Below are 21,663 nucleotides of genomic sequence, written 5' to 3'. Positions count from 1 at the left end.
CGCCGGTGACAGGCGGCGCTGAAAACTTAGCTGAACAGAGAGAAGAAAATAGCGGAGATGGCAATCAGTCCCATTACCACCACAAACGCGTTACTGATATGGCCGCTGTACTTGCGCATGGCCGGTACTTTGTTGATGGCATACATTGGCATCAGGAACAGGATCATCGCGATGACCGGGCCGCCCAGCGTTTCAATCATCCCCAGGATGCTGGGGTTCAGGGTGGCAACAATCCAGGTGGTCACCAGCATGAACAGCGCGGTGATCTTGTTCAGTTTGTTGATTTCGATCGATTTCCCTTTTCCGCGCAGTGACTTAATCACCATGCCGTTGAAGCCTTCACGCGCGCCGAGGTAGTGGCCGAGGAAGGATTTAGTAATCGCAATCATCGCGATGATCGGCGCCATCCAGGCAATCACCGGCGCGTTAAAATGGTTCGCCAGATATGAGAGGATGGAGATGTTCTGCGCTTTCGCTTCCGCCAGGTTTTCCGGGGAGAGGCTCAGTACGCAGCTGAACACAAAGAACATCACCGTCAGCACCATCATGATGTGGGCGAAGCCCAGAATACGGGAGCATTTGCGCTCGGCGTCCTGGCCATATTCTTCACGTTTAGCCACCGCAAAAGAGGAGATAATCGGCGAATGGTTGAAGGAGAAGACCATGACCGGGATAGCCAGCCACAGGGTCATCCACAGACCATTTCCCGTTGCCGAAGCGCTGCTCAGCGACAGCGTATCCAGTACCGCGCCGTTCCATTGCGGGATCAAATACAGCGCCAATACCATCAACGCGAACACGAACGGAAACACCAGCACGCTCATGGCCTTAACAATCATTTTTTCGCCAAAGCGGACAATCCCCATCATGCCGACAATTAAAATCAGCGACAAAATAGCGCGCGGCGGAGACACCAGACCAAGCTGGTGAGTAATAAAGCTGTCGACGGTGTTGGTAATAGCAACGCTATAAACCAGCAGTATCGGATAAATAGCGAAGAAATAAAGCAGCGTGATAAGCTTACCTGCACCGGTGCCGAAATGTTCTTCCACCACTTCGGTAATATCTTCTCCCGGATTTTTGCCCGACAGGACAAAACGGGTTAAACCGCGGTGGGCAAAAAAGGTCATCGGGAAGGCAAGAATGGCCATGATGATTAACGGAATTAAACCGCCAACCCCGGCGTTAATTGGCAGGAAAAGCACCCCTGCACCAATTGCGGTACCGTACAGGCCCAGCATCCACACGGTATCACTTTTTCTCCAGCCGCTGCTCTCGCGAGCAACGAGGGTATTTTGAACGGTTTCCATAATATGGCCTCAGTAATATAGAGTAGGGTCAAATTAATTTGACTCTGATTCAGGTAATAAAAACGCTGTGTTTGTTTGGCTATTTTATAAAATGCAACTATGCTGATTCACTAACAGCGATCACATAACCTGATTTATAGTGGCAGCTTTTAACGCATCAAAATTAGTACTGAAATATTATTATTTTTTAAAGTATCATTTTTAATACGTTATTATTTATATGGGGGTGCTTAACTTGCTGGATATTTATATAATTCACGTGCAGAGATAACAACCACTATTTGTCACACGATTAATAAAACGCAAAAAATCAGGGGCAAGGAAATAAACGCCCTCCCCCTCAATTTTCGCTAAAAGCCCTTGTAGTGCTCTTTACTCAGGCCATATTTCTTCATTCTGAGATAGAGTTTTTTACGCGGAATAAGCAGATACTCCGCCACTTCATTAATGCGCCCCTGATGGAGATTCAGCGCTTCGGTGATGATCTGCCGCTCTACGTCCTCAACCCGTCGATCGAGCGGCGTCGGCTCGCCGACGTGCATCAGCGGATTCACCGTATCCGCGAGCGGTAATACCCCCACCGCATACAGTTCGGCAGCGTTCGCCAGTTCGCGGACGTTGTTCGGCCACGCCCGACGTATCATCCCTTTTAACAGATGGCTATCCACCTCCGGGACGGGATGATTCAGCCGCTGACAGGTTTTTTGCAAATAGTGGTGGAACAGCGGCTCGATATCATCAGGCCGCCTTGACAGCGGCAGGCAGGCAATTTGCGTCATCGCGAAGCAGTAATAGAGCTCCGCCACGATCTGGCTACTGCCCGCCAGCGCCACTAGCGACGCACTGCCGATACCAATCAGGCGAAAAGGCCGCTTCTCATGGCTCTGCGCCTGTACCAGCTGATGTTGTTGCTCATGAGTCAGGTGCTCCGGGTGGCTTAATACCAGCGTTCCGCCCTGCGCCTGCGCGATCGCGTCATTCAGCTTATGGGCGTTGGCCGCAGTCAGTTCGCAGTAGATAAAAGGGCCTTCGGCGTTACGCCCCAGCTGGTGCAGGTAACGTGCGCCGGTCATACGCCCGGTTCCCGCTTCGCCGTAAAGCCAGACCGCAATATCCGTCTCTGCCAACTGCTGTAAACGCTGGCGATACTGTTCAGTCCATTGGCTGCGCCCGATCAGCTCAACCCGTAATTTTTGCTGGCCGTACTGGCGACGCGCGATCACCGCTTGCCGCTGGCGCAACGCGGCGTCCACCAGCGAGAGCAGCTTACCCGGATCGACCGGCTTTTGCAGAAAATCCCAGGCCCCCTTTTTCACCGCATCCACCGCCATCGGTACGTCGCCATGCCCGGTGATAAGCAGAATCGGCAGCTGCTCGTCATCCTGATGAAACAGCGTCATCAAATCGATGCCGGAGCAGCCGGGCATGCAGACATCGCTCAGCACAATGCCGGGCCAGTCCTTCTGCAGCCACGCCCGCGCATCAAAGGGGTTATCGCAGGCGTGGACGTGATAACCCGCTTGCTCAAGCAGCTGCGTATAGGCATCCAGCACGTCGCGATCATCATCAATCAGCAGAATCGAACACTCATTACTCAACATCATTTACATCCGTTAAATTAAATTGCAGCACCACGCAGGCATTGCGCGTTAACGTCGACGCCAGGCGCAGCGTCCCTTCCATTTGCGTCATCAGCGAAACAGAAATCGACAGCCCAATCCCCAGCCCCACATCTTTGCTGGTGGTGAACGGCTTCAGCAGTGACGGTAGCAAGGCCGCAGGCCAGCCGGGACCGTTATCGGCAATCAACACGCGCAGGGTATCGCCGTGGATTTGCCAGCTCACCGTTATTTTCGCCGCGGTCGGACAGGCGTCGAGCGCATTCGACAGTACGTTGACCAGCACCTGATGAACCCGCACTTCATCGCCGCGGATCCAGACGGTTTCATCCGGTATCTCCAGCGTCCCCTGCTGCGGCTTATGGCGCATCGCCAGCAGTTCCCACGCCACCGTAAACGTCTGACGCAAATCAACCGGATGCAGCGGCGTTTCCAGTTCAGCGCGGCGGGTAAATTGACGCAGCGAGCGGATAATCGCGTCAATGCGGTTAATCAACCCTTCCGCTTTACTTAACGTCGCCCGCGCCTGCGCCGTCTGTCCCTGCTCAATCGCCCGTCCTGCCGTAAACAGATACATCGACAGCGCGTTCAGCGGCTGGTTGATCTCATGCGCCAGGGTGGTCATCGTCTGCCCCACCACCGCCAGTTTAGCGGTCTGGATCAGCTCGTCCTGGGTGGCGCGAAGATCGGCCTCAATCGTTTTTCGCTCGCCAATCTCCTGTTCAAGCTGCTGTTTTTGCGCGTTAAGCTGACCCAGCGTATGGCGAAGCAAACAGGCAATACGCCCCAGCTCATCCCGGCCATAAACCGGAATGGTGGCATCCGTCCGGCCTAAACCAATCTGCACCACCGCCTGGTTCAGCGCGGTAAAGCGCTTCACCAGCCGCGATCGGATGAAATAATGATTCAGCACCCACGCCAGCAGCAGCGCCAGCAGCGTCGCCACCAGAATCAACCCGCCGCTCACGCGGACAATCTGTCCCATACGCTGATTAAACATCTGCATTTGCTGATGACTGCTGCCAAGCTGGGCTTCAAGCAGCGTCCTGAAACGCCCCAGCGTGGCTTCTCTGGCGCGACTGGCGTCCACTAACGCTTTTTGCGCCGTCACGTAGTCGCGCATGGTATCCGGCATCTTATTTTTCACCATGCCGATTTCCAGCAGCTCATCAATCGTTTGTCGCAGCGTGATCGTGCTCGGCCAGTCGTCCAACGCGCGAATATTTTCATCCGACGTTTTCTTCAGGTTTTCGAGATAGCGGATATGCGTCTCCACCAGCATGCCGTCATCATTTCCGGATTTCAGTTCATTAAGCCTGTCGCGCAGGTCGTCAACGATTTGATTCTCAATGCGGGCCAGCGTATAGACCTGCTGCTGTTCGTTCTGGACTTCTCTGGAACGCTTCAGGTACTGCGCCGCGTCGCCCTGGCGGGCTTCTATCTGATCGAGCAGCGTTCCCTGCTGCCAGGTAAAGTCCTGCACCAGTGAATTCAGCTCAGTGGTAAAATCATCGTGCAGCCAGTCGATACGCGCCGAGAGTTCCCCCACCTTTTCGCGTACCAGAAACATGTTGTAGAGCACGCGATCCAGCTCCGACAGCAGCGCGCGGCTGTCCTGTAAAATCACCGCCAGCTGCTGGCGTTCCGCGGGCGACAAGCCCTGGCTCAGCCGCTCGATTTTATCCAGATGCTGAATAATCTGGTTACGCAGCTGCAGGCGCACCGTGGTATTCGGCGCCAGCAGAAATTCATTCAGCTGATCGACCACTAGATTGAGATTGCCTTCAATCAGAAAAGCAGAGTGGATGCGGGGAAAATACTCGTCCAGCGAATAGGGTATCTGCGAGCTTTGCTCATGCCATGAATAGAGGCTGACGCTGCTGACAATAAGCGTCAGCAGCGCGCCCATCAGAAAGGCCCCGCGCAGGCTGCTGCTGATACTGATTTGCCGCAGACGTTGCAGTATGGAACGGGCCATCATTTCAGCTCTTCCAGTTTATTGATCGCCTGCCGCTGGTTGTTGAGAAACCAGAGCTGCCACTCCATCATTTGCTGCTCCGCAAAGCTCTTATTATCGAACTTAGCCAGCCAGGCTTCATCCTCGCTGCTTGCCGGATCGACCGGGACGCCGGTTAGCAGCGCGCGTATTTCGGGCAGCGGACGCTTAAGGCGAGCCTCCGCGCTGTGCAGCGCTCGCCAGGCATCTTTCAGCTGGGCGAGACGAAAGCTGATCGCCGTATCAAACATCCGCTGAACCAGGCGCTGACGCTTAAGGATCAGGCGATAGTTCAGCGGCGGTTGATTCATCAGCACCGCCTGCTGCGCCGCCCGTGGATTGCCTGCCGTCAGCGGCGTCACCGGGTATTTCCCGGTATTCGCGTCGGCGAGGATCCGCTGGCCTTCCGGGCTCAGCAGATAGCGAATAAACCGCCGCGCCTCGCTGGCGTGCTGGCTATTTTTGAGCACCGCAACGTAGGTAGGCGACACCGCCGACTGCGGAAAATAGATAAAGGCAAGGTGCGGATCGTTCAGCAACAGATTGGCATAGTTATCAATCACCGGACCGGCTACGCCCAGCCCGCTTTTGATCTTATCCGCCACGCCAAAGCTGCGGGATGAAATCGTCACCAGATTTCCCGCGCTTGCCAGCAGCGTTTGCCATCCCTTAAGCCAGCCTTTTTGTTGCAGCAGCGACTCCACCATCAGATGATTAGTGTCCGAGCGCGACGGGCTGCTCATCAGCAGCGCCCCCTGATATCGGGGATCGGTGAGATCGTCCCAGTCCGCTGGCGCAGGCAGATGCCGCGTCGTCAGCGCCGAGCGGTTAATCAGCAAGCCAAACCCCGACATCGCCACGGCAACGGAGGTGGCGCGGATGGATTCCGGCACCAGGCGTTGACTGGCCGCCGGCGCGCCGCTGAACGGCGCCAGCTTTTGATGCTCCTGAAGATGCTGCAGCAGCATCGGTGATGAGGTCAGGACCAGATCAACGTTCTCCGCATTTGCCGTATCAAGCAGCTGTTCCAGCGAGGCGCTGGTGCGGTTGAGGGTGCGAATCATCACCGACCCCGGCTCCGTTTGCCAGCGTGCGATAATCCACGCGGTGGCGCTGGGGGAAAATGTTGTCGCCATCACCAGTTCGTTCCCCTGCGCCGCACAGGAGCTGAATCCGGCGGCCAGCAGCAGCAACGCAAGCGTTTTGCCGGGCGCCCGACTCCACCGCAGAAACATGTTTGTGATCCCGTTCATAAATATTGAAATACCGAAAAAAGAGCGTTGAGACAAAACTTACCCGTTTATGACGTCTGGCGGATTAATCACCGCTAGCCTCGAAATAGCCGCGCTGGCCGCCGGGAATATCAGCAAACATTACCAGATAATGAATGTGGAATTTGTTAATATCCGCACACGCCTGACATAAAATTAGCGGGAAATTAATTATTCGCTATTTCATTGATGCTCAATGCGTTAAAAATAACCCCTGAATTCATCAATTTGAGTCAGTTTTGACCCATTTCGACGATTTGAGTTTTCTGACCACTTATTTCACTCTTCATGCCGAATACTCCTGATGTTCATATCAATATAAAATACAGGTGACGACATGTTATCAATATTAAAAAAAGGGCCGTCGGCAAATAAAGTGCCGGCTGAGAAAATTCAGGCAACTTATGGCCGCTATCGCATGCAGGCGCTGCTAAGCGTATTTCTGGGTTATCTGGCGTACTATATTGTGCGCAACAATTTCACCTTATCCACGCCCTATCTGAAAGAGCAGTTAGATCTGAGCGCCACCCAGATCGGTTTGCTCAGCAGCTGTATGCTCATTGCGTACGGGATCAGCAAAGGCGTTATGAGCAGCCTGGCGGATAAAGCCAGCCCGAAAGTCTTTATGGCCTGCGGCCTGGTGCTGTGCGCGATCGTCAACGTCGGGTTGGGGTTCAGCACCGCATTCTGGATCTTCGCTGCGCTGGTCGTTCTGAACGGTCTGTTTCAGGGGATGGGCGTCGGCCCCTCTTTTATCACCATCGCTAACTGGTTCCCTCGCCGGGAGCGCGGTCGCGTGGGGGCTTTCTGGAACATTTCCCATAACGTCGGCGGCGGGATTGTCGCCCCGATCGTCGGCGCCGCGTTTGCAATTCTCGGTACCGAGCACTGGCAGAGCGCCAGCTACATTGTCCCGGCCTGCGTGGCGGTGGTGTTCGCCATCAGCGTACTGGCGCTGGGTAAAGGTTCGCCGCGCGAGGAAGGCCTGCCTGCGCTGGAAGAGATGATGCCGGAAGAAAAGGTCGTGCTTAACGCTAAACACGCGGTAAAAGCGCCGGAGAATATGAGCGCATTCCAGATCTTCTGCACCTACGTTCTGCGCAACAAAAACGCCTGGTATGTCTCCCTTGTGGACGTGTTTGTCTATATGGTGCGTTTCGGCATGATCAGCTGGCTGCCTATCTATCTGCTGACGGTGAAACATTTTTCCAAAGAGCAGATGAGCGTCGCGTTCCTGTTCTTTGAATGGGCGGCGATTCCGTCGACCCTGCTGGCGGGCTGGCTCTCCGACAAGCTGTTCAAAGGACGGCGCATGCCGCTTGCCATGATCTGTATGGCGCTGATTTTTGTCTGCCTGATCGGCTACTGGAAAAGCGAATCCCTGCTGATGGTGACGGTGTTCGCGGCGATCGTGGGCTGCCTGATTTACGTGCCGCAGTTTCTGGCCTCCGTGCAGACCATGGAAATTGTTCCCAGCTTTGCCGTCGGCTCCGCCGTGGGACTGCGCGGATTTATGAGCTACATCTTTGGCGCATCGTTAGGCACCAGCCTGTTTGGCGTGATGGTGGATAAAATGGGCTGGCACGGCGGGTTCTATCTGCTGATGGGCGGGATCGTCTGCTGCATTCTGTTCTGCTACCTCTCTCATCGCGGCGCGCTGGAGCTTGAGCAACAGCGTAAGAACACGCAGCAGCAAGAAGCCGAGCTGGCGCTGGCCGACGCATAATAAGCGCCTGAACCCGGCAAAAGAGAGTGCCAGCCTGCTGGCACTTTTAACCTTAAACAGGGTCGATAACCGTCACGCGGGCACCTTTAAATAGGGCGCAATGCTCGCTAATTTCTCACGGGTTTCCGTCAGTTCGCGTTCCGGCGTAGATTGCGCGATGATACCCGCCCCCGCCTGTATCCAGCAGCGCTGGCTATCCTGAAACACGGAACGCAGTACTAACGCCGCATCGAAGCGCGTATCTTCCAGCAGCAGGATTGCGCCTGAATAGAGCTCCCGCGGCGTTTTTTCAATTTGCATGATCGCGTTGAGGGCCGCCTTTTTAGGGATACCTGACGCGGTAATTGACGGAAACAGCACGGTAAACGCATCCCAGGCATCCTTATCTTCCGCGAGCTGGCCGCTGACGCCAGACCCCAGATGCTGGACGCTGCCGCGCTGGCGAACCGACATCAAATCCTCGACCACCACGCTGCCGGGCTGGCAAACCGCCTCCAGTTCGGCAATGGCTTCTTTGACCGAGAGGATATGCTCAAGCACCTCTTTACCGTCGTGCAGCAGCTCCCTCTCATTTGCCTGATTATGCGCCGTATCGCCCATGCGATCGCGGGTGCCCGCCAGCGGTTCAGTGACCACTTTCTTTCCCGTCACCGACATCACCAGTTCCGGACTAAAACCCAGCGCCTCGCGTCCTTGCTGGCGAAACATAAACGTACGGGTGGGCGTGTTGGCCTGTCGTCCATATAGCAGCGTAGCGGGCATATCAATTCGCGCCGGCAGAGGAATCGCGCGTGAGACGATGACTTTAACGTAATCGCCGCGGCGGATCGCCGAAACGGCGCGCGCAACCTGCTGTTTATACGCTTCACCGTCCAGGGCGGTATCCACAACCATTGGCCCGCATGGTGTCGCCGTATCGACCTCTTTTACCCACTCGCACAGACGGCGGCATCCGTCGGCGGAGTCCGCGTAAACGGTAACATTTCCTTTCTCAAAAATAAGTTCTTCACGGGGAGCGGTTAACGTTAGCAGCGGCCACTCGCCGGCATCATAGGCCATTCCCCGCGCATGGGCCGCAAAGTTGAACCCAACCTGGCCATATACCCGGCATCCTCTCACCCGCGGATGCGTCATAAAACGACGCGCGCAGTCGGTAATCGAATCTACCGCCCACTTTTGTTCTCCGGCATCATCAATGAATGTCGCCTGGGTGCCGTCGGCATTAATCTGCAATTGCGCCTGGCATCCTCTACCTATGTACCAGCAAGGTTGGCGCTCATAGACATAGCACTCTTCATCTCCGAACTGACGTAAGACGCCAGAAATCATCGGTAGCCATTGCTCCTCTGGTAACGCCAGGTGTAAAAATTCACTGATTTTCATCCCTTACCTCTCTGTGTTATTCCCGGATCAATCAATTGAGCTTGTCATTAGTTCTTTTGCCGAACGCAGTCGGATAGAAACAATCCACGCCGCCAGCAACGTGAATACGCCGGCAAACAGGAAGCAGGCCGCATAGCCAAAGCGCTGCGCGACAACGCCGCCGACTACGCCGGCCAGAATGGCGATAGCGGCGTCAGTACATTGAAAGAGCGTAAAATCGACACCAGCCTGCAAAGGCGAAGAAAGCGCCATCAGCGTGGCGTAAAGACAGACCAACGCGCAGGCCAGCGAAACAGATTGAACAACGATCAACCCCTGGAGAATCGGCAGCAGTAGAGGACCCGGCGCTATCAGCAGCGTCATCACTACCGCCAGCAGCGCGATGCCCTGCACGCCATAAGCCGCAAACAGCGCTCTGCCGGGTGAGAGGCATTTCATCAGCAATCCACCCGCCAGCGTTCCGGCTATGCCCGCCGCAATATTACCGCCGCTGAACAGCGCGCCGAGCGCTGACATGCTCAGACCATGATCCAACAGCAGCGGCGCCAGAAGAGGCAGCACAAACCGCATGCCGGAATTCAGCATCAATACCAGCATTAAGCCCAGACGAGCCTGTCGCCTTCTAAGCGCATAACCCAATGCCGGAACATGCGGAACAGATGCTGCGCGCGTTGGTTCGGCAACGCGCCACAGGGGTACGGATAAGACCAGGATCAGCGCCGCCATCATCAGCATGGCCGCAGGCCAGCCGACGGTCGCCGACAGCATCAGAAACACCCCGCCGCCGCACATCATTCCCAGATAGCTGCCGCCGACCTGCACGCTGTTTCCCCAACCGTACCCTGCGCGGGTCAGCTGATCGACGCAAAAACCGTCGCTGGCGATATCAATAGTGGAGGCGACTGTACCCGCCACCATAAACAGCGCAAATAGCGCGACGACTAGCGTTTCGGGCAATCCGCCTTCTCGCCCTGTCCCGCCAATCGCGGCGGCAATCGCCAGGATCGCCGCGAGCGCAGCCTGCCCGCGCAGGATCAGCATGCGGGAACGGCGCTGCGGGCTACCAGGAGGTAGCCGCCAGCGCTCGACCCACGGCGCCCAAATAAACTTCAGCGCCCAGGGCAGCATGAACAGGGTTGTCGCCCCGGCAAGCGCAAGCGATCCGCCAGCAGCGCGCACCAGCGCGGGCAAGGACTGCATCGAGAGCGCCGATACCAGACTCTGTGTCACATAGATGCCGGCAATGGCGAAAATCACCCGCCCGGTGGTTAACGTCAGCGATTTCACATTCGACGGAACGTCACTCATGCGCCACCTGCTCTGACGTGGAACTCCCTTCGGCGCGCCAGGCGCGGGCGGCCATTTGCGCGTGCCACAGCGCCTGGTAACGCCCATGAAGAGAGAGCAGCTGCGCATGGGTGCCCTGTTCAACCACTTTGCCCTCCTCCATCACCAGGATGTTTCCGGCCCCGACGATGGTAGACAGGCGATGGGCGATAATAATCACCGTCCGGTTGTGAACCAGGTTATCGATAGCTTTCTGTACCGCCAGCTCGCTATCGATATCCAGCGCGGCGGTCGGCTCATCAAGAATGACGATCGGCGCATCTTTCAATAAGGCTCTGGCAATGGAAATCCGCTGGCGCTCGCCGCCCGATAGCTGTCCGCCCATCTCGCCCATTGGCGTCAGCCAGCCTTGAGGAAGGCGGGTAATGAATTCAAGACACTGCGCCGCGCGGGCGGCCTCTTCCACTTCCTGCTGGGTCGCCTGCGGGCGCGCAATCAGGATGTTCGCCAGCAATGTGTCATCAAACAGCCAGACATCCTGGAAAACGACGGAAATCAGGCTGTTGAGCTGCTCCGCCGTCAGGCGACGAATATCGACGCCGCCGATAGAAATCCGCCCTTGCTGCGGATCGGCATAGCGCATTAACAGTTTGCTGACCGTGGTTTTACCTGCGCCGGAAGCGCCCACCAGCACGCTCATACTGGCCGCCGGAAAGGTTAAAGAGAGGTCATTGAGCGCGGGAGCGCCGCTGTCGTCATAGCGGTAATGAATATTGTCAAAGCGGATATCATAACGTTCCGGCATCTCCCCGCGTTCGGCAACGGGAAGCGGCGCGATCGCCATAAATTGCTCAATACGCTTTAAGGCGCTGGCAATCAGTTCCACCACCGAGGTGTAGCTGATAAACATGGCCATCGGTTCAGCGAAACGCATAATCATCGCGGCGGCGGCAATCAGAAAGGCGAGGTTCAATGTGCCCGTGACCACCCAGATAATTCCGCACAACACCACCACCTGTAGTCCCAGCTCCACAACGCCGGCGATCAGCATCGTCGCGCCCGCGCTCTGGCGGTGAGTGCGGGTCTGTAAGTTTTCCAGAGCATTAAAATGATCCCGCAGCGCCCGGCTTTTATCGGCATCGCTACCGCAGGCACGCAATACCATCATCCCCTGCGCAAATTCAACAATATCCCCGCTCAGCCGCTGGTGCGCTTCGCCCAGGGTCTGCATTTGTCGCCGCATCGCCGGGCGGCGCCAGTAATAAAACGGCGCCAGCAAAGGGAAGATCAGCAGCATCACCAGCCCCAGCCGCCAGTCGATCCACAATGTCGCCAGCGACGCCGTCAGCGGCGTGACGATGGTCAGCAGTAAAATATTGGCTATCGCAATCACATAATTGAGGTTTTCATCCACGGAGCCCAGCAACAAGGCGTTCGTTTCGCCCGCTCTGCCGCGCTGGAGCCTCTCCAGCGGCACGCGGCGTAATTGTTCGCCCAGGCGCAGGCGCAGCTCATGGGTGGCCTGCGCCAGATGCCCGCGGTATTCAAAGCCCAGCCCATACCAGCGGAGCGCCAGCGTCACCAACGCCGCAATGCTGAAGGCCAAAGCCCAGTGAAGAAGCCGCGATGCTTCATTCCGTAGCAGCGCATCAACGATCGGATAGAGACAGGCGAAGGCGATCCCCTGCATCAATGCCGCCAGCAGCAGAGCAACCAGACTGCGCCGCAGCGTTCCCGCCTGACTGCCCACGCTGGAGATAAGCTGGCGCCAGATCGCGCGCCAGGCCAGATTATCCACCGGGTTAGTGTCTTTCATTTTGCACCGCCTCTTCCTGCGTTCCACCCGGCGCCCACTGCTGCGCCTGCTGATAGCGTTGCCATAGCCGTTGATACAGGCCACCCTGCGCCAACAGCTGCCCGTGGCTCCCGCTTTCCCGGAGCTGACCGTCGGAAAACAGCAATATCACATCGGCCTGAGTCACCATGGAGAGACGATGCGCGACCATGATGACCGTCCGGCCGCGCATGGCCGCCGCGAGGGCTTTGATAAGCGCCGCTTCACCTTCCGGATCGGCAAACGCCGTCGCTTCATCAAGCACCAGAATGGGACGATCCTGCAAAAGCGCCCGGGCGATGGTGATGCGCTGCCGCTGCCCGCCGGAGAGAAATACCCCTCGTTCCCCGACCCGCGTGCTGTAACCCTCCGGCAACGCGCTTATAAACTCATGCGCCTGCGCCACTCTGGCCGCCGCTATCACCGATTCCAGCGGCGTATCCGGCGCGCCCAGACGGATGTTATTGGCGATCGTGTCGGCAAAAAGAAAGTTGTCCTGAAACACAAACGAGATTTGCTTCATCAGGGTCTCTATCCGCATATCGCGCAGATCCACGCCGCCAATACGAATATGGCCTTTGTCGGGATCGGCGTAACGCAGTAGCAGCCGCGCCACGGTGCTTTTCCCGGCGCCGCTTGGCCCTACCAGCGCCACAATTTGCCCGACAGGCACGTGAAAGCTCACCTCCTGCAACGCGGCGCCAGTCCGCGCTTGCGGATAATGAAAGCTTACCTGCTCAAAGGTGATACTCGCCTCTTCCGGCTGTCGATCGGCTCGCGGGCGCGAGAGTTCCGGCATCGCGAGAACCTGATAGATACGCTGAACGCTTAAACGCGTTTGCGCGACCAGGTTATTAAGCATCATCATCGGCATTACCGCTTCGGCCATTCCGCTGGCTATCAGTAAAACGGCTACCCAGGCGATAAAATCGAGACTGCCAGCGTGCAGCAGGCCGTATCCGCACCATATAAGAACGAATATGGTCGGCAGCGGGTTCAGAATTGAGAATGAAAAGCGCGCTGAAAATCCGGCCTGCCGATACCAGCTTTTGAGCACATCGACCCACTCTTCGAGGGCATGTTGATAGCGCAAAAAGCTGGTACTGCCGCTATCAAAGGTCCTCACCACCGGCATGGCCTGTACGAACTCAATCACCGCGGCGCTGACCCGTTCACGCGCCTGATGATAGCGCTGAGCCATGTTTTCCGAGCGCTGACGGGCGAGTACCAGCACCACCGAACCAAACGCCAGTACCCCCAGCGTCGCGATGGCGAGTCGCCAGTCCAGCCAGAATACGAGAACAACAGTCGCCAGCGGCATGATTATGGCGCGGGCATAGAGCGGCGTGCTGTCAGCAACAAAAATATGTAACGACTTCACATCATCCAGCATTACTTTCGCCACCGATCCGCTGCCCATTTGCTGTAACGCGCCCGGCGCAAGCTGTAGGGTCTTGCGGGCTAATCTGCTGCGCAGAATATTCTCCAGATGGAAAGCCGCATAATGAGAGGTATTGAACGCCTGCAGGCGCAGGATAAAGGTCGCTATCACGCAGCCGACTACGCCGCTCAGCGGCCAGACGGGGATGATGTCAGGCGCCCCGCGCAGATCGCGCAGGCACCATGCCAGAAAAAGCAGCGCCCCCAGGCTGGTGAAGGCCGCCAGCCCCGCCAGCGCCATAGCCAGGAGCACCTTCCGGCGAACCGGGGTAATCACCTGCCAAAGAGGAAATCGGGACAGCGATTCAGTGTTGGATGAGTGAGATGACATGGGAGTGGCTGATTTTCCTGATGAATTTTTATGGACGCCAAAAACACTATTTCAAGGTGGCGTTCCGGGAATTAATGTGAATAATAACCATTATCAATTACTCATCTACCCCATTCGGTTCTATTTATACCCGCATTGGTCTAAGCCACAGGGAGATAACCCGGTCATGACGGAGTCACCACAAACGCAATCTGCAATCTCTATTCACCAGCTAGTGGTTGGAAAACCCGCGAACGATGGCGCTATTCCTGCCCAGTGTGAGCTGCTGCGCTGCTCTTTGCAGGAAGGTATGGATATTTTGCTCTGGCGGGGCCACTTTGCTCAGCCCGAGACGTTGCAGCTGCACGACGACCTGGGCAGGATTAACTTCTCTTGCATTCTGGAAGGCACATCGCGCTTTGCGATCCAGGGGCTCAGCCGCCACACCGACTGGGAACTCGCGCGCGATCGTCATTACATTACCCATACGCCAGACTGCCGCGGCAGCGCCTCCTACTGCGGCCGGTTCGAGAGCATTACGCTCTCTTTCAGCCCTGAAGCCCTCGCGCTGTGGGTGCCGGATATTAGCTCGGTCATTAAAAATAAGATCGACTCCCACTGCTGTTGCCAGCAGCAGCGTTGTAATGCTGAAACCCACCTAACGGCTCAGGCCCTGCGTCACGCGCTGATGCGGATGCACGGCGGCTTCAGTCATGAACAAAAACCGTCGACGTTATGGCTACAGGGACAAAGTCTGGTGATGCTCAGCCTGGTGCTTGATGAACATCGCGAGGACGCCAGCTGTTCCTCCTGCCACTTCAATCCGATGGAACGCCAGAAACTGCTGCGGGCAAAGGATCTGCTGCTGGCCGATTTGACGCAGGCGCCGGGGGTCACCGAACTCGCCAGAGAGTCCGGTTTAAGCGTGCTTAAAATTAAGCGGGGATTTCGCGTTCTGTTCAACAACAGCGTCTATGGTCTTTTTCAGGCTGAACGCATGCAGGAGGCAAGAAGACGGCTGGCCAATGGCAATACTTCCGTTATGACGGTGGCGGCGGATCTAGGCTATGCCAACGCCAGCCATTTCTCCGCCGCATTTCAGAAGCAGTTTGGCGTCACCCCGTCGACCTTCAAACGTCTGATCTAACCAGGGCTTACCCCAGAAACTCCTCCGTTAACAAGGCCCGGATTCGCCATCCGGGCCTTGTTTTTTGCCGACCGTAAACCGAAACGGGCACAAATAAACCCGATTCGGGTAGCGCTCAATTGTTAATAATAATTATTCTCATATAAGCAATGCTTTTGGTATGACGTGCCATCAGGAGGAAGAATGATTTCTGGCGCCCCCTCTCAGGATCCGCTGTTATCGGACAACGGCGAAGCGGCCGATTATCAACAATTACGCGAACTGTTAATACAGGAACTGAATGTAGCGCCGCAGCAGTTACAGGAAGAGAGCAATCTGATCCAGGCGGGCCTGGACTCCATAAGATTAATGAGATGGTTACACTGGTTTCGTAAAAAGGGCTACCGCCTCACCCTTCGCGAGCTGTATGCCGCCCCCACGTTGGCAGCATGGCGCCAGCTGATGCGCAGCCGTTCGGGTGAAAAACCGGATGATGCAAGCTCCCCGGCGGACGCGGCGTGGCCAGTCATGAGCGAGGGTACCCCCTTCCCGCTGACGCCGGTACAGCATGCCTATCTGACAGGCCGAATGCCCGGACAGACGCTGGGCGGCGTCGGTTGCCATCTGTATCAGGAGTTTGCCGGCCATTATCTGACGGCGCCAAAGCTGGAGCAGGCCATCACGATCTTACTGCAACGCCACCCGATGCTGCATATCGCCTTTCGCGCCGACGGGCAGCAGGTCTGGCTACCGCAGCCATACTGGAACGGCGTCACCGTTCATGATTTACGCCAGACCGACGAGGCAAGCCGCCAGGCCTATCTGGAAACATTGCGCCAGCGCCTGAGCCACCGTCTTTTACGCGTGGAAATGGGCGAAACCTTTGATTTCCAGTTGACGCTCTTGCCGGACAATCGCCACCGCCTCCATGTCAATATCGACCTGCTGATTATGGATGCTTCCAGCTTTACGCTGTTTTTCGATGAACTTAACGCCCTGCTGGCCGGAGAGTCGCTGCCGCCCGGCGACCCCCGCTATGATTTCCGCGCTTATCTGCTGCACCAGCAGAAGATCAATCAGCCGCTGCTCGACAAAGCGCGCGCGTACTGGCTGGCGAAAGCATCGTTGCTGCCACCCGCGCCGGTTTTACCGCTAGCCTGCGAACCCGCCACGCTGCGTGAAGTCCGTAATACCCGACGCCGCATGATTGTCCCGACAACACGCTGGAACGCCTTTAGCCAACGGGCCGGTGAGAATGGCGTGACGCCGACAATGGCGCTGGCGACCTGTTTTGCTGCCGTTCTGGGGCGCTGGGGCGGCCTGACGCGGCTGCTGCTCAATATCACGTTATTTGACCGCCAGCCGCTGCACCCGGCGGTTGACGAAATGCTTGCCGACTTCACCAATATTCTTCTGCTGGATACCGCCTGCGATGGCGATACCGTCAGCAACCTGGCGCGTAAAAACCAGCTCACGTTTACTGAGGACTGGGAGCATCGCCACTGGTCCGGCGTCGAGCTCCTTCGTGAACTCAAACGCCAGCAAAGCCATCCCCACGGCGCCCCGGTGGTATTTACCAGCAATCTGGGGCGCTCCCTGTACAGCAGCCGCGCCGAGTCGCCGCTGGGCGAACCGGAATGGGGCATCTCGCAGACGCCGCAGGTCTGGATAGATCATCTGGCGTTCGAGCATCGGGGCGAGGTCTGGCTACAATGGGATAGCAATGACGCGTTGTTCCCACCGGCGCTGGTCGAGACGTTGTTCAACGCCTACTGCCAGCTGATTAACCAACTCTGCGATGATGAAAGCGCCTGGAAGAAGCCGTTCGCGGACAGGATGCCCCAAAGCCAGCGAGAGATACGTCAACGGGTTAACGCAACCGACGCACCCGTTCCTCAGGGCTTGCTGCATGAAGGCATTTTCCGCATCGCCCTCCGGCAACCGCAGGCGCTGGCGGTAACAGACGCGCATTATCAGTGGAATTATCGTGAGCTGACCGAGAACGCGCGCCGCTGCGCTGGCAGGTTAATCGCGTGCGGGGTTCAGCCCGGCGACAATGTCGCTATTACAATGTCGAAAGGCGCGGGACAGCTGGTTGCGGTCCTCGCCGTTCTGCTGTCCGGGGCGGTGTACGTTCCGGTTTCGCTCGACCAGCCCGCCGCGCGGCGCGGGAAAATCTACGCCGACGCCAACGTCCGGCTGGTGCTCACCTGCCAGCACGACGCCAGCGCCTGGTCAGACGATATTTCCCACCTGACCTGGCAGCAGGCCATCGAGGCGGAGCCGCTAGCCGACCAGACGGCGCGCGCGCCGACGCAGCCGGCCTACATTATCTATACCTCCGGGTCGACCGGCACGCCGAAAGGCGTGGTCATTTCTCACCGTGCAGCGCTGAATACCTGCTGCGATATCAATACCCGTTACCAGGTGGGTCCCGGAGACAGAGTGCTGGCCCTCTCCGCCCTGCATTTTGATTTATCGGTTTACGACATTTTTGGCGTTCTGAGCGCCGGCGGCGCGCTGGTTATCGTTATGGAAAATCAACGGCGCGATCCCCGCGCATGGTGCGAATTGATCCAGCGTCATCAGGTTACGCTCTGGAACAGCGTCCCGGCGCTGTTCGATATGCTGTTGACCTGGTGTGAAGGTTTCGCCGACGCCGCGCCGGAGAAACTGCGGGCGGTCATGCTTTCCGGCGACTGGATCGGCCTCGATCTCCCTGCCCGCTATCACGCCTTCCGCCCCCAGGGACAGTTTATCGCCATGGGCGGCGCCACCGAGGCGTCTATCTGGTCTAACGCCTGTGAAATTAACCGGGTCCCTGACCACTGGCGCGCCATCCCTTATGGCTTTCCGCTGGCCAACCAACGTTACCGGGTGGTGGATGAACTGGGCCGGGAGTGCCCGGACTGGGTACCGGGCGAATTGTGGATTGGCGGTATCGGGGTCGCGGAAGGCTACTTTAACGATCCTGTACGCAGCGAGCAGCAGTTTGTAACGCAATCGAACGCGCGCTGGTATCGCACCGGCGATCTCGGGTGCTACTGGCCAGACGGTACGTTAGAGTTCCTCGGTCGTCGCGATAAGCAGGTCAAAGTCGGGGGATATCGCATCGAGCTGGGTGAAATCGAAAGCGCGCTCAGCCAGCTGGCGGGAGTGAAACAGTCAACCGTTGTGGCGATCGGCGAAAAAGAAAAGACCCTGGCGGCCTGGGTTGTGCCTCAGGGTTCGGCTTTCTGCGTTACCCATCATCAGGACCTGGCGCTGCCCCAGGAGTGGCGCGGGCTTGCCGGAACGCTGCCCTGCTGTGTCTGCCCCCCAGAAATCTCCGCCGGCCAGGTCGCTGATTTTCTTCAGCATCGCCTGTTAAAACTGAAACCGGGTCAAACTCCTGGCGCCGATCCTCTTCCCCTGATGAATGCTCTCGCTATCCAGCCTCGCTGGCGGGCCGTGGTGGAACGCTGGTTAGCCTTTCTCGTGACCCAACAGCGACTGCAGCCCGCCGCTGAGGGTTATCAGGTTTGTGCGGGGGAAGCGCCGGAGAATGACCCTCCTTCTTTCAGCGGGCATGACCTCACCTTAACGCAGATCCTTCGCGGCGCTCGCCACGAACTGTCATTACTGAACGATGCGCGGTGGTCGCCGGAAAGTCTGGCTTTCGACCATCCGGCCAGCGCCCTGTATATCGAGGAACTGGCGACAATCTGTCAACAGCTTTCCCGGCGTTTACAGCGCCCGGTACGCCTGCTAGAGGTGGGTGTCCGCACCGCCCGCGCCGCAGAGTGCCTGCTAACCCGGCTCAGCGCTGACGAGATTGAGTATGTCGGGCTTGAGCACAGCCAGGAGCTGCTGCTGAGCGCCCGACAGCGGCTTGCACCGTGGTCTGACGCCCGTCTGGCCCTCTGGAGTGCAGACACGCTGGCGGCGCATGCTCATTCGGCGGACATTATCTGGCTGAATAACGCCCTGCATCGTCTGCTGCCGGAAGAGCCCGGGCTCCTCGCGGCATTACAGCAGCTGGCCGTTCCAGGCGCGCTGCTCTATGTGTTGGAGTTTCGTCAGTTAACGCCCTCCGCCCTGCTCAGCACGCTTCTGTTAACCGATGGTCAGCCCGAAGCCTTACTTCACAATAGCGCTGACTGGGGGGCGATATTTACCGCCGCCGCTTTCAACTGCCAGCACGGCGATGAAGTCGAGGGATTGCAGCGCTTTCTCGTACAATGCCCCGTTAGCCAGGTACGCCGCGATCCTCGTCAGCTGCAGTCCGCTCTCGCCGAACGTCTGCCGGGGTGGATGGTACCGAAACGGATCTTCTTACTTGACGCCTTACCGCTGACGGCGAACGGCAAAATTGACTATCAGACGCTAAAGCGCTGTCATACCCCGGAAGCTGAAAACCGGACTGAAGCGGATTTACCCCTGGGCGATATTGAGAAGCAGGTTGCCGTCATCTGGCAGCCGCTCTTGTCAATGGGCGCCGTCAGCAGAGAAACCGACTTCTTCCAGCATGGCGGTGATAGCCTGCTAGCCACCAGGCTGATCGGACAGCTCCACCAGGCGGGTTATGAAGCACGATTAAGCGACCTGTTTAATCACCCCCGGCTGGCTGATTTTGCCGCCACGCTGCGTAAAACCGACCTCCCTGTTGAACAACCCTTTGTCCACTCCCCTGAAGAACGCTACCGGCCTTTCGCGCTGACTGATGTGCAGCAGGCTTACCTGGTCGGGCGTCAGCCGGGCTTTGCCCTTGGCGGCGTAGGCTCACACTTCTTTGTTGAATTTGAAATTGCCGATCTGGATATTCACCGGCTGGAGAAGGTCTGGAACCGGTTAATCGCCCGCCACGATATGCTGCGCGCCGTAGTGCGGGATGGACAACAGCGGGTTCTCGAACAGACTCCCCCGTGGGTGATACCCGCGCACATCCTGCACAGCCCCGAAGAGGCGCTGCAGGTACGCGACAGACTGGCGCATCAGGTTCTCAACCCTGAAGTCTGGCCGGTATTCGATCTCCAGGTCGGGTTCGTCGACGGGATGCCCGCCCGCCTGTGGCTGTGTCTGGATAACCTGTTGCTTGACGGGTTGAGCATGCAGATCCTGTTGTCAGAGCTGGAACACGGCTATCGCTATCCGCAGCAGCTGCCGCCGCCGCTTCCCGTTACCTTCAGGGATTATCTGCAGCAACCCGCGCTGCGGACGCCCAATCCCGACTCTCTGGCATGGTGGCAAACGCAGCTTGATGATATTCCTCCGGCACCTGCGTTACCGCTACGCTGCTTGCCTCAGGACGTTGAGACGCCGCGCTTCGCACGGCTCAATGGGGCAATGGACAGCGCGAGCTGGCGTCGCCTGAAACAGCGGGCGGCTGACGCTCATCTCACCCCGTCGGCCGTACTGTTATCCGTGTGGTCAACGGTTCTTGCTGCATGGAGCGCACAGCCCGATTTCACGCTTAACCTTACGCTTTTCGACAGACGACCGCTGCACCCGCAAATCAACCAGATCCTGGGCGACTTTACTTCGCTGATGCTGCTGAGCTGGCATCCCGGCGAGAGCTGGCTGCAAAGCGCGCGGTTATTACAGCAGCGACTAAGCGAGAGCCTCAACCACCGCGATGTGTCGGCAATACGCGTGATGCGGCAACTGGCGCGGCGGCAAAACGTACCGGCTGTCCCAATGCCCGTCGTCTTTACCAGCGCGCTGGGCTTTGAGCAGGACAACTTCCTTGCCCGGCGCAATCTGCTCAAACCGGTGTGGGGTATATCCCAGACGCCGCAGGTCTGGCTCGATCACCAGGTTTATGAATCCGAAGGGGAACTGCGCTTTAACTGGGATTTTGTCGCCGCCCTGTTTCCTGACGGGCAGGTGGAGCGCCAGTTTGTACAGTATTGCGCGTTGCTTAACCGAATGGCGGAGGATGACAGCAGCTGGCAGCTGCCGCTCGCCGACCTGATTCCCCCGCTTAAGGTCACGGAGCGACGCGCCCGCCGGCTGCGCCCTGAGCGCGCTCAGCCGCGGATCGCGGCGAACGAGAGCAGCGTCAGCCTGATTTGCGACGCCTTTCGCGAGGTGGTTGGCGAGCCTGTCGCACCCGCAGAGAACTTTTTTGAGGCGGGCGCCACGTCGCTGAATCTGGTACAGCTGCACGTCTTGTTACAACGTCACGAATTCGCCGCCCTGACGCTGCTTGACCTGTTCACTCACCCTTCTCCTGTCGCGCTGGCCAATTATCTGGCTGGCGTAGCCCTGGAGGAGAAAACCAAACGCGTGCGGCCGGTTCGCCGGCGTCAGCGGCGCATTTGACGCGAAACAAACTGACTTTTCCCGGACGCCATCGCCAACGCATGGCGCGCCACTGACT

Annotated in this window: 11 protein-coding genes; 3 read left to right on the top strand and 8 right to left on the bottom strand. The window is 57.7% G+C overall.

Features of this window, described 5'->3' with window-relative positions:
* Window positions 1-26: 26 nt before the first annotated feature.
* From CDA56_RS16150 to pgtC, 4 genes are all read right to left on the bottom strand, one after another.
* Entirely contained in the window at window positions 27-1,310 is a 1,284-nt protein-coding gene (locus CDA56_RS16150; protein WP_009652134.1) for an HAAAP family serine/threonine permease, read from the bottom strand.
* Between the two features lie 350 nt (window positions 1,311-1,660).
* Window positions 1,661-2,911, bottom strand: a complete 1,251-nt coding sequence (gene pgtA / locus CDA56_RS16145) for a two-component system response regulator PgtA (RefSeq protein ID WP_064374688.1) — start codon at window positions 2,909-2,911, stop codon at window positions 1,661-1,663.
* Entirely contained in the window at window positions 2,901-4,907 is a 2,007-nt protein-coding gene (gene pgtB, locus CDA56_RS16140) for a two-component system sensor histidine kinase PgtB (RefSeq protein WP_104011379.1), read from the bottom strand. The genes pgtA and pgtB overlap by 11 nt, the downstream gene beginning before the upstream one ends.
* On the bottom strand, window positions 4,907-6,160 hold the full coding sequence (gene pgtC / locus CDA56_RS16135) for a phosphoglycerate transport regulator PgtC (protein WP_049070598.1): 1,254 nt from the start codon (window positions 6,158-6,160) through the stop codon (window positions 4,907-4,909). The genes pgtB and pgtC overlap by 1 nt, the downstream gene beginning before the upstream one ends.
* A 373-nt stretch (window positions 6,161-6,533) precedes the next feature.
* Here pgtC and pgtP point away from each other — a divergent pair, with 373 nt between their 5' ends.
* The gene (pgtP, locus tag CDA56_RS16130; protein ID WP_064407246.1) at window positions 6,534-7,922 is read left to right on the top strand and encodes a phosphoglycerate transporter PgtP; all 1,389 of its coding nucleotides are present in this window, start codon (window positions 6,534-6,536) and stop codon (window positions 7,920-7,922) included.
* A gap of 72 nt (window positions 7,923-7,994) precedes the next feature.
* Here pgtP and CDA56_RS16125 read toward each other — a convergent pair whose 3' ends face one another.
* Genes CDA56_RS16125 through ybtP form a run of 4 tightly spaced genes read right to left on the bottom strand, consistent with a single transcriptional unit; the run spans window position 7,995 to window position 14,107 of the window.
* Window positions 7,995-9,305 carry a salicylate synthase gene (locus CDA56_RS16125; RefSeq protein ID WP_064374685.1) on the bottom strand — a complete coding sequence of 437 codons (1,311 nt, stop codon included), beginning with the start codon at window positions 9,303-9,305 and terminating at the stop codon, window positions 7,995-7,997.
* 27 nt (window positions 9,306-9,332) lie between these two features.
* Window positions 9,333-10,613 (bottom strand): yersiniabactin-associated zinc MFS transporter YbtX, encoded by a 1,281-nt coding sequence (gene ybtX, locus CDA56_RS16120; protein WP_103814406.1) that lies wholly within the window; start codon window positions 10,611-10,613, stop codon window positions 9,333-9,335.
* Window positions 10,606-12,408 (bottom strand): yersiniabactin ABC transporter ATP-binding/permease protein YbtQ, encoded by a 1,803-nt coding sequence (gene ybtQ, locus CDA56_RS16115; protein WP_103814404.1) that lies wholly within the window; start codon window positions 12,406-12,408, stop codon window positions 10,606-10,608. Before ybtQ ends, ybtX begins: the two co-directional genes overlap by 8 nt.
* A complete protein-coding gene (ybtP, locus tag CDA56_RS16110) occupies window positions 12,395-14,107 on the bottom strand; it encodes a yersiniabactin ABC transporter ATP-binding/permease protein YbtP (protein WP_046877587.1) in 1,713 nt (570 codons plus the stop codon). The genes ybtQ and ybtP overlap by 14 nt, the downstream gene beginning before the upstream one ends.
* Before the next feature lie 256 nt (window positions 14,108-14,363).
* Between ybtP and ybtA the strand changes: the two genes are divergently transcribed.
* Together ybtA and CDA56_RS16100 are read left to right on the top strand one after the other, a co-directional pair.
* A complete protein-coding gene (gene ybtA, locus CDA56_RS16105; protein ID WP_025106339.1) occupies window positions 14,364-15,323 on the top strand; it encodes a yersiniabactin transcriptional regulator YbtA in 960 nt (319 codons plus the stop codon).
* 183 nt (window positions 15,324-15,506) lie between these two features.
* Entirely contained in the window at window positions 15,507-21,605 is a 6,099-nt protein-coding gene (locus CDA56_RS16100) for a non-ribosomal peptide synthetase (RefSeq protein WP_103814402.1), read from the top strand.
* The last annotated feature ends 58 nt before the right edge of the window (window positions 21,606-21,663 follow it).

The organism is Klebsiella michiganensis (assembly GCF_002925905.1).
Classification (GTDB): Bacteria; Pseudomonadota; Gammaproteobacteria; order Enterobacterales; family Enterobacteriaceae; genus Klebsiella; species Klebsiella michiganensis.
This window is presented reverse-complemented; position numbering and strand designations above follow the sequence as displayed.